Source organism: Actinomadura fibrosa (genome assembly GCF_900659615.1).
GTDB classification, from domain to species: domain Bacteria; phylum Actinomycetota; class Actinomycetes; order Streptosporangiales; family Streptosporangiaceae; genus Spirillospora; species Spirillospora fibrosa.
This window is the reverse complement of sequence record NZ_CAACUY010000306.1, coordinates 1-9,266: the sequence shown is the minus strand read 5'-3', so window position 1 is coordinate 9,266 and position 9,266 is coordinate 1. Positions and strand designations below refer to the sequence as shown.

Here is a 9,266-nt window from a genome sequence, read left to right as displayed (position 1 = left end):
GCCGCCCTCGCGCAGCACGCGCCAGTGGTGGGTCATCGTCGACTTGGCATTGATGTCCAGTTCGGCGAGCACGCTGCCGCAGTTCCGCTCGCCGCCGCCCGAGCCCGTCCCGGCGCAGCTCCCGCCCGACATTCCCGACTTCACGGGCCGGGACGCGGAGGTCGCGGCGCTGACCGCGATCCTCCGCGGCGACCGGGCCGTTCCGGGGCCCGGGGCCGTGACCGTGGCCACCGTCGCGGGGATGGGCGGGCTCGGCAAGACCACGCTCGCGGTGCACGTCGCGCACGCGATCGCGGACGCGTTCCCCGGCGGCCAGCTCTACGCGGACCTGCGCGGCGACTCGGCGGCGCCCGCGGACCCGGCCGCCGTGCTCGGCGGCTTCCTGCGCGCCCTCGGCATGAGCGGCACGGGCGTCCCGCCGTCGCTGGACGAGCGCGTGGCGCTGTACCGGAGCCGCCTCGCCGGCCGCCGGACGCTGGTCGTGCTCGACAACGTCGCGAGCGAGGAGCAGGTCCGGCCGCTGCTGCCCGGCACGCCGGCCGCGGCCGTGCTGATCACGAGCCGCAACCGCCTCGTCGGCCTGGAGGGCGCGCACCTGCTCAACCTCGACGTGCTGCCGTCCGCGCAGGCGGTCGAGATGATCACCAGGATCGTCGGGGCCCGCCGGGTCGGGAACGAGACCGCGGTCGCCGCGGAGATCGCGCGGCTGTGCGGGCACGTGCCGCTCGCGGTGCGCATCGCCGCGGCCCGGCTCCTCGGCCGCGGCCACTGGTCGCTGTCGCACCTCGCGGGCGTGCTGCGCGAGGAGCGGAGCCGCCTGGACGAGCTCGTCGCGGGCGACCTCGCGGTGCGGAGCAACGTCGAGATGAGCTACCGGCAGCTCCCGCCGCGGACCCGGCGCGCCTTCCGGCTCATCGGCCTGCTCGACGCGCCCGACTTCGCCGCGTGGGCGGTCGCCGCGCTGCTGGACGCGCCCGTGCCGGACGCGCAGCGCCACCTCGAAGCGCTGATCGACGCGCACCTCGTCGGCATCGTCGGCGCGGACGGCACCGGCCAGCTGCGCTACCGGGTGCACGACCTGCTCCGGCTGTACGCCCGGGAGCGGTGCGAGAGCGAGGACCCGCCGGACGAGCGCGCGGCCGCGCTGGGCCGCGCCCTCGGCGGCTGGCTCGCGCTGGCCGAGGAGGCGGCGGAGCGGGTGCCGGGCCCCTGCTACGCCGCGATGCACGGCGCCGCGCCGCGCTGGCGGCTGCCGGCCCGGGCCGTCGCCGCGCTGCTCGCGGACCCGACGGGCTGGTTCGCCGCCGAGCACGCGGCGCTGGTGGCGGGGGTCGGGCAGGCCTGCGACCTGGGCCTGACCGAGCTCGCGTGGGACCTCGCCGCCTCGATGGAGCGGTACTGCGACGTCCGCGGGATGTACGACGACTGGCGGCAGATGCACGAGCGGGCGCTCGACCTGTGCCGGCGGGCGGGCGACCGGCGCGGCGAGGCCGTCCTGCTGCGCGGGCTGATCGAGGTCACGACCTGGACGTCGCCCGCCGGGCCCGGGCCCGCCATGACGCGGCTGCGCGGCATGGGCGCCGAGCTCCTCGACCTGTTCACCGAGCTCGACGATCCGCGCGGGATGGCCGACGCGCTGGTGATGATGGTGTGGGCCCGGACGGCCGACGGCGACAAGTCCGCGGCGCTGGCGCTGGCCGAGCGGGCGCTGGACCTGGCGCAGGCGGCGGGCTACCTCGGCGGGCAGGCGCGGGCGCACCACGTCATGGCCGTCGTGCACGGCGAGGCCGACCCGCACAGCGCGCTCGGCTGCCTCGAACGGGCCCTGGTCGTCGCGAAGGAGGTCGACAACCCCCGGTTCATCGCGACGATCGTCCAGTTCCTCGGCGCGGCGCGGGCGCTGAGCGGCGACCTCGCGGGCGGCAAGCGGCTGCTGGACGACTCCCTGGCGATGGCGCGGGAGCTGGGCGACCGCTACCTGGAGACGTTCTCGCTGCTGTTCCTGTCCAAGCTGTTCGCGGCGACGGGCGACGAGCGCGCGAGGCCCACCCTCCGGCGCACGCTGGCCTTCAGCCGGGCGGGCAACTTCGGTCACCACCTCGCCGACGCCCTCTGCGTCCTCGGCGAGCTGAACCTCGCCGAGGGCGACGCCCGCGCCGCCATCGACTGCCTGGAGCAGTCGGTGGAGGTCTGGCGGACCCGCGGCTGGATCCCCTACCTCGCCCGGACGCTGCGCTCCCTCGGCGACGCGCGCGCCGCCGCCGGCGACCGCCCGGGGGCGCGTGCCGCCTGGGAGGAGGCGCGCGACCTGTTCGCCCAGGTCTCCGACGAGGCGGGCAGGTCGTCCGCCGAGGAGCGCCTGTCCCGGGACGCGCCCTGACGGTCCGCCTCGTCCGGTTAGCGATCGGTAAGGGCGGCTCAGGTAGCGTCCGGTGACGACCGCGGGGATCGCACTCCGGTGCCCCCCGCCCCCGTGCCGAGGCGATGCAGGCTCCCAGCGACGACCCCGGCGCGGCGCACGACGAACGAGCCTGCTTTCCGGGGACGGCCGCACCATTCCGCTAGGGGGCTCGGTTCGCTGTGAACACGACCGTACGTCAGCCGATCTCGCGCGAGAGCGCGCTCGCGAGGCGCCTCTCGTCCCAGCAGGAGGACATCGAGCGGTCGGCGGTCGCGCGGGTGCCGATCGCCTCGCTGGCGACGACCGGGTCGCCGCGCCTCGCGGGCGAGGACGCGGAGCACGTGCGGACGCTCGCCGAGTCGGGCGCGGAGCTGCCGCCGATCGTGGTGCACATGCCGTCCCGGCGGGTCATCGACGGCATGCACCGGCTCCGGGCCGCGGTGCTGCGCGGCGAGACGGAGATCGCGGCGCGGTTCTTCCACGGCACCGAGGAGGACGCGTTCCCGCTGGCGGTCGCGGCCAACATCCGGCACGGCCTCCCGCTGTCGCGGGAGGACCGGATGGCGGCGGCCGAGCGCATCTTCGCGACCCATCCCGAGTGGTCGGACCGGATGGTCGCGCTCGTGGTGGGGCTGTCGGGCGTGAAGGTCGCCGCGCTGCGGCGGCGGGTGGCCGGGCACATCCCGCAGCCGGCCGTCCGGATCGGCCGGGACGGCAGGTGCCGGCCGGTGGACGGCGCGGCCGGCCGGGAGCGCGCGGCGCGGCTGTTCGAGAGCGACCCGGGCGCCTCGCTCCGCAAGATCGCCCGCGAGGCCGGGATCTCGCCGTCCACCGCCGCGGACGTCCGCGACCGGATCCGGCGCGGGGAGGACCCGGTCCGCACGCGGAGCGCCGCCAGGACCGGGAGCGGCCCGGCGAAGGTCCCGGCCAGCGCGATCCCCGAGCTGCTCACCGGGTTCGAGCGGCTCCGCCGGGACCCGTCCCTCCGCTTCACCGAGGCGGGCCGGACGCTGCTGCGGATGTTCGACGCGTGCCTGGCGGTGGCGCGCGACGAGGAGGCGATCAGGAAGGGGCTGCCGCCGCACTGCCTGGCGCCGATGGCCGAGCTGAGCCAGGCGTCCGCGGCGGTCCTGCGGTCGTTCGCGGACGGGTTGCAGCACCAGGAGTCCGCGCGGTCCGCCGCGGACGGCGGCTGAGCGCCGCCGCGGCCGCCCGCTGACCTGCGGCCTGGCTCCTCGGGGGCAGCCGGGCCGCACCCCGCCGGCCCGTTGATCGTTGTATCCGGCGAGTCGGGATCGGGACCGGAGCGCGGGAGGCGGCGTAGTGATCGAGGTCGAGGTAGTGGACGGCGTCGCGGTCGTCCGGCTGGCGCACGGCAAGGTCAACGCCCTGGACCTGGAGCTGTGCCAGGCGATCGAGCGGGCGGCGCGCGAGCTGGACGATCCGCGGGGGCCCGTCCGCGCCGTGGTGGTGACCGGGGCCGGGCGGGCGTTCTCCGCGGGCGTCGACCTCAGGCGCGTCGTGGAAGGCGGCGCCTTGTACGTCGCGGAGTTCCTGCCCGCGCTCGGCGCCGCGTTCCGCGCCGTCTTCGACCTGGGCAAGCCGGTCGTCGCCGCCGTCAACGGGCACGCGATCGCCGGCGGCTGCGTGCTCGCCGCGGCCTGCGACCACCGCGTCATGGCGTCCGGCGCCGGGACGATCGGCGTCCCGGAGCTGAAGGTCGGGGTGCCGTTCCCGTACGCGGCATTGGAGATCATGCGCTTCACCCTGGGGCCGGTCGCGGCCCGCCGGATCATCCTCGACGGCGCCAACCACGACCCGGAGTCCGCGCTGGCCCTCGGCCTGGTCGACGAGGTCCACGACGCGGACGGCCTGCTGGAGCGGGCGGTGGCCGTCGCCGACCGGCTGGCCACCGGCATCCCGCCCGACACCTTCCGCTACACCAAGGCGCAGTTCCGGCGCGAGCTGAACGAGCGGCTCGACCGCGTCACCGAGCCGACCACCGTGGAGCTGTGGACGACCGCGGCGGCCGACGGCCGCATCCAGGCGTTCATGGACCGGACCATGGGCACCCGAGCGGCGAGCGAACGCCGCTAGGCGGCGGTGCACGCACGCTAAACAAGTGTGCGCTCAGCCGTAACGACAGGCACGCCCGTGCCCCGCACCCTCTAGGAGGAACGCCGACCCGGACCGGACGTCGGCCGGACGCACGGTGAGGGGCCGGATTCGGGTGAGGGTGAACGGTGCGCCGCGAGCACGCGGCCTGGGCGCGACGGCGCTGGTCGGGGCCGCGGCCCTGCTGATCACGACCGGTACGGCCGGTCTCGCGGACGGCCGGGCGGAGGGCGCGGCGCCGCCGTCCCCGTCCCCGGCGTCGGCCCAGTCGGCTCCGACGTCCGCGGAACGCGCGGCCCTGGCGCGGGCCCGCGCGTCCGGGAAGCGGGTCGAGGTCGTCGCGAAGCGGACCGAGACGATGGAGGTGTACGCCGAGCCCGGGGGCCACTTCACGGCCGCCGTGCATCCCGGTCCCGTGCGGGTCCGCCGCGACGGCGGCTGGGTGCCGGTCGACACGACCCTGGTCCGGCGGCCCGACGGCTCGGTGGCGCCCCGGGCCGCCGCGGTGTCGCTGGCCTTCTCCGGCGGCGGGCAGGCGCCCCTGGTGCGGCTCGGCCGCGACGGCGGGAACGCCGCGCTGCGCTGGCCCGGGCGCCTCCCCGAGCCCGTGATCGCGGGCGCCACGGCCGTCTACCCGGACGTGCTGCCGGGCGTCGACCTGAAGCTGACGGCCGGTCCGGCCGGGTTCGGCGAGGTGCTGGTCGTCAAGACGCGGACGGCCGCGCGGAACCCGAGGCTGCGCAAGCTGCGGTTCGGCGTGGACACCAGCGGGCTCACCCTGAAGGCGGGCAGGGACGGCGGCTCCGACCTCGTCGGCGCCGGTGGCGAGACGGTCTTCTCCTCCCCGGCCCCGGCCATGTGGGACGCCGCGTCCAACGACGCCGTCGGCCGCTTCGAGGTGGCGAAGAAGGCGATCAGCGTCGTCCCCGACCAGAAGCTGCTCACCGGCCGCACGACCAGGTTCCCCGTCTCGATCGACCCGGACTGGTGGGCGCCGATGGGCGGCTGGGCCAAGGTGTTCCGGGGCAAGCCGGGCTCGTCGTTCTGGAACGGCGGCGGGGACGTCGAGCCGCCGGGCAGGTTCGGCGGGCAGAACCTCGGCAAGGTCGGCCAGTGCTGGAACGACGGCACCTGCAACGGCATCCAGGCCGCGCGGACCTACGTGCAGTTCGACATCAGGGCGCTGCACGGCGCGCAGATCATCACCCCCGGCGGCTCGTCCGGCGCCGAGTTCAACGCGCACGAGGTGTACGCCCCGGCCTGCTCGGCCCCGGCCGGCAGGGACGTCGCGGTGGACCTCCTGCACGTCAACGCGTTCGACGGCGGCCTCACCTGGGGCGGCCAGCAGCAGTCGTTCCCCGCGCCCATCGGCGGGCCGCGCGCGGAGATGCACGGCCACGACCCGGGCGGCGCCTGCGGACCGTCCAACATCGGCTGGGGCGTCGGCGACGCGGTGCGGTGGGCGAACGACCGGAGCTGGGACCTGGTCTCCTTCATGCTGCGCGCCAACAACGAGGAGGAGCAGTACGGCTGGAAGAAGTTCGACGGCTACTCGCTGCTCGTCCACTACAACTGGCCGCCGAACCCGCCGTCGAAGCTCTCCTGGTCGGCGGGCACCGCCACGCGCCCGTGCAGCACGGATCCGGGCGCGCCGGACTACGCCAGCAACGACGCCGGCCCGATCACGCTCCGGTCCACCGCGACCGACCCGGACCACGACGACCTCTGGACGAGGTTCGAGTGGTGGGACCGCGGCGGCGGGATGCTGAACTCGACCAGCCCGGGACCGCTGCACGACGGCTCGGAGTTCACCGGCGTCATCCCGCAGGGGACCTTCGAGCACGGCCGCCGGCTCTCCTGGCGGACGCGGTCCGCCGACGTCTGGGCCAACGGCCCGTGGGCGCCGCAGACGGGCTCCCAGATGTGCCAGCTCGACATCGACAACGAGGCGCCGGGGACTCCCTCGGTCACCGACCCGCCCGAGACCCCGACGGTGGGCGCGCCGGTCGCGTTCACGGCCACGGCCGGAGAAGGGGACTCCGACGTCGCCGAGTTCCGCTACGGGCTGTCGCAGGGCGGCACCGAGTGCCGGACGTCCGCGAGCGTCCCCGCGGACGAGCTGGGCGGGAAGGCCGCGTTCCAGGTCACGCCGATGAAGGCCGAGCCCTGGGACGTGTGGGTGACCGCCGTCGACCGGGCCGGGAACGTGAGCAAGGACTGCCGCCACCTCCGGTTCGACGTGCGGCCGGGCCGGCAGGCCGTGGCCCACTGGCCGCTGGACGGGCGCTGGAGCGACACCGCCGTGCCCGACGCCGCGGGCGGCCACGACGGCACCGTCGCCCTCGGGGCCACCCGCTGGACGCGGGGCCGGATCGGCGACGCGCTGCGCTTCGACGGCACCGCCGGCTCGCACGTCGCGCCCGGGGGCGGAGCCGCCGTCCGCACCGACCAGAGCTTCTCGGTCTCGGCGTGGGTGAAGCTCGACCGGGCGGACGGCACGTCCCGCACCGCCGTGTCGCAGGTCGGGAACCGGATGCCGGCCTTCTCCCTCGGCTACTTCGGTGACCTCGGCGTCTTCGGCTTCCAGATGGCGGCGCGGGACGCCGACGACGGCGAGATGGTCAGGATCACCGCGAACGCCCCTCCCCAGGCCGGCGTGTGGACCCACCTCACCGGCGTCTACGACGTCGCCTCGCACCAGATGTTCCTCTACGTCAACGGGCTCTACCGGGGCGGTGTGCTTCTCCGAGGCGAGAGCGTCAAGATGACCACGCCGTGGGCGTCCGGCGAGATCCGGATCGGCCGGAGCAAGGTGCGCGGGGCCGACGCGGAGAACTGGCTCGGCGCCATCGACGACGTGCGGATCCACGACCGGGCGCTCAGTGATGTCGCGTCCCTCGAACCGGGCGAGAGCGCGCCCCGCAGCGAGGTGGACCGCCTGGCGTCCCCGCCGGCCGAGGAGGCGTCCTACGCGCTGGACGAGGGCTCCGACGGCACGGCCGGTCCGGCGGGCGACGGCTCGGGCAACTACCGCACGGTCACCCTGAGCGGCGCGACGCGGGTGCCGGGGAAGGTCGGCGCCGGCGCGGTCCGGTTCGCGGGCGGCGGCGAAGGGCTCACCGCGGGACCGGCGGTCCGCACCGACTCCAGCTTCACGGTCGCCGCACTCGTCAAGACCGAGCAGCTCGGGGACACGTCCGGGGTCGCGGTGAGCCAGGACGGCGGGCTCCACAACGGGTTCGCCCTCGGCTACCGCTACGCCGCGGGCAGCCAGCGGTGGACGTTCGACCTGTTCGGCAAGCCGGACGACGACCACACGTCCATCACCTCCGCGATACCCGGCGGGGACGACGTGGCGCCGGTCCAGGGGCAGTGGACCGCGCTCGCCGCCGTCCACGACGCGCAGAAACGCGAGGTACGCCTCTACGTCAACGGAGCCCTGGCGGCGCGGGGGTTCTACGTGGCCCCCGTGCAGGGGAGCGCGTCCGGGCCGCTCGTCCTCGGCCGGGGGAAGAGGAACGGCGAGCCCACCGGCCGCTGGCTGGGATCGGTGGACGAGGTGCACGTCTACGGCGGCGTGCTCTCCGAACCGGAGATCGCCGGACTCAGCGGCCAGACCCGGCCGCGGCCGGACTCGCCCTTCGCGGGCACGTTCGCGCAGTTCAACGGCAACGACGGCGCCGGACGCTACACCGGTTCCGGGCCGATCCCGCCCGGATACCACTTCGAGGGCACGCGCGGGTTCACCGCCCCGGCCGACGCGCCGAACACCCGGCCGATCTACTCCTGCCGCTACAACCGCGGCTTCTTCCTGGACCTCACGGCCAACTGCGCGAACCACGAGGTGCTCGGCCCGGCCGGACGGCTCTACACCACCCCGCCGGCGGGCGTGCCCACCGCGCCCGTCTACCGGTGCGTCGACCTGGCGAGCGGCGACCACTACCTCTCCCATCGGGACGACTGCGAGAGCACGCCCGACAAGGTCCGCACCGAGGGCCTGCTGGGCTACGTGCGCACGCTCACGCCCCTCATCCGCTACCGGGGCCCGGACGGGCGGCACTGGACCAGCACGCACGGGCAGTTCCTCCCCGCCGACCACCAGGTGGAGAAGGTCCTCGGCTACGTGCTGCTGGGGAACGCGGGCGGAGCCTCGTCGGGGCTGCGGATGTGCGAGGGCGAGGGCTCCGACGAGTTCCTCTCCACCGACCCCGGCTGCGAGGGCGCGCGGGACATGGGCGCCTGGCCGAGCGGCTGGCTGTGGCCCGAGGCGCCCGACGGCATGGAGACCCGGCGGCTGTACGCCTGCCGCGGCGACGACGGCGAGCGGTTCGAGTCCGCCGACCGCTTCTGCGAGGGCGCCGCGGCGCCGGGCCGCCCGCTCGGCCACGTGGTCGCCCGCCCCTGACACGACCGGAGGAAGGTCATCATGTTCCTGCGTCGCTTCGCGGCTTCGAGCGCCGCCGTGGCCCTGGTCGTCGGGCTCGTCGCGGGCCTTCCGCAGGGCCCGGCGGGCGCCGACGAGGACTGGCCGCCGATCAAGCCGGCGCCGCCCCACCTGACCGACACCACGGGCGTCCCGGTGAAGCCCCGGCCCGCCGACGCGGCGGCCGAGGCGGCGGCGCGCTGGAAGCCGTCGGTGTCCTGGCCCAAGGAGGGCAAGGCCGAGGTGAAGCCGCCGTCGGCCCAGCTCGGCGCGCCCGTCCAGGCCGGCGGCCTGCCGGTGTGGGTGGGCGCCCCCGCCCGCGCCTCC

5 protein-coding genes are annotated in these 9,266 nt (G+C 75.8%); all 5 read left to right on the top strand.

From position 1 onward, the window contains the following. Positions 1 to 2,380 (top strand): ATP-binding protein (locus E1300_RS53640; protein ID WP_207400311.1); only part of this gene is annotated, 2,380 nt, incomplete at its 5' end. A gap of 200 nt (positions 2,381 to 2,580) precedes the next feature. Next, positions 2,581 to 3,597 (top strand): ParB/RepB/Spo0J family partition protein, encoded by a 1,017-nt coding sequence (locus E1300_RS43975; protein WP_207400310.1) that lies wholly within the window; start codon positions 2,581 to 2,583, stop codon positions 3,595 to 3,597. 127 nt (positions 3,598 to 3,724) lie between these two features. Beyond that, positions 3,725 to 4,498: an enoyl-CoA hydratase/isomerase family protein gene (locus E1300_RS43970; protein ID WP_131763217.1), complete on the top strand. Its 774-nt coding sequence runs from the start codon at positions 3,725 to 3,727 to the stop codon at positions 4,496 to 4,498. A 133-nt stretch (positions 4,499 to 4,631) separates the two neighbouring features. Next, complete coding sequence (locus E1300_RS43965) at positions 4,632 to 8,921, top strand: LamG domain-containing protein (RefSeq protein WP_131763216.1); 4,290 nt, start codon at positions 4,632 to 4,634, stop codon at positions 8,919 to 8,921. Between the two features lie 21 nt (positions 8,922 to 8,942). After that, a partial coding sequence (locus E1300_RS43960; protein ID WP_207400309.1) for a hypothetical protein occupies positions 8,943 to 9,266 on the top strand: 324 nt, incomplete at its 3' end.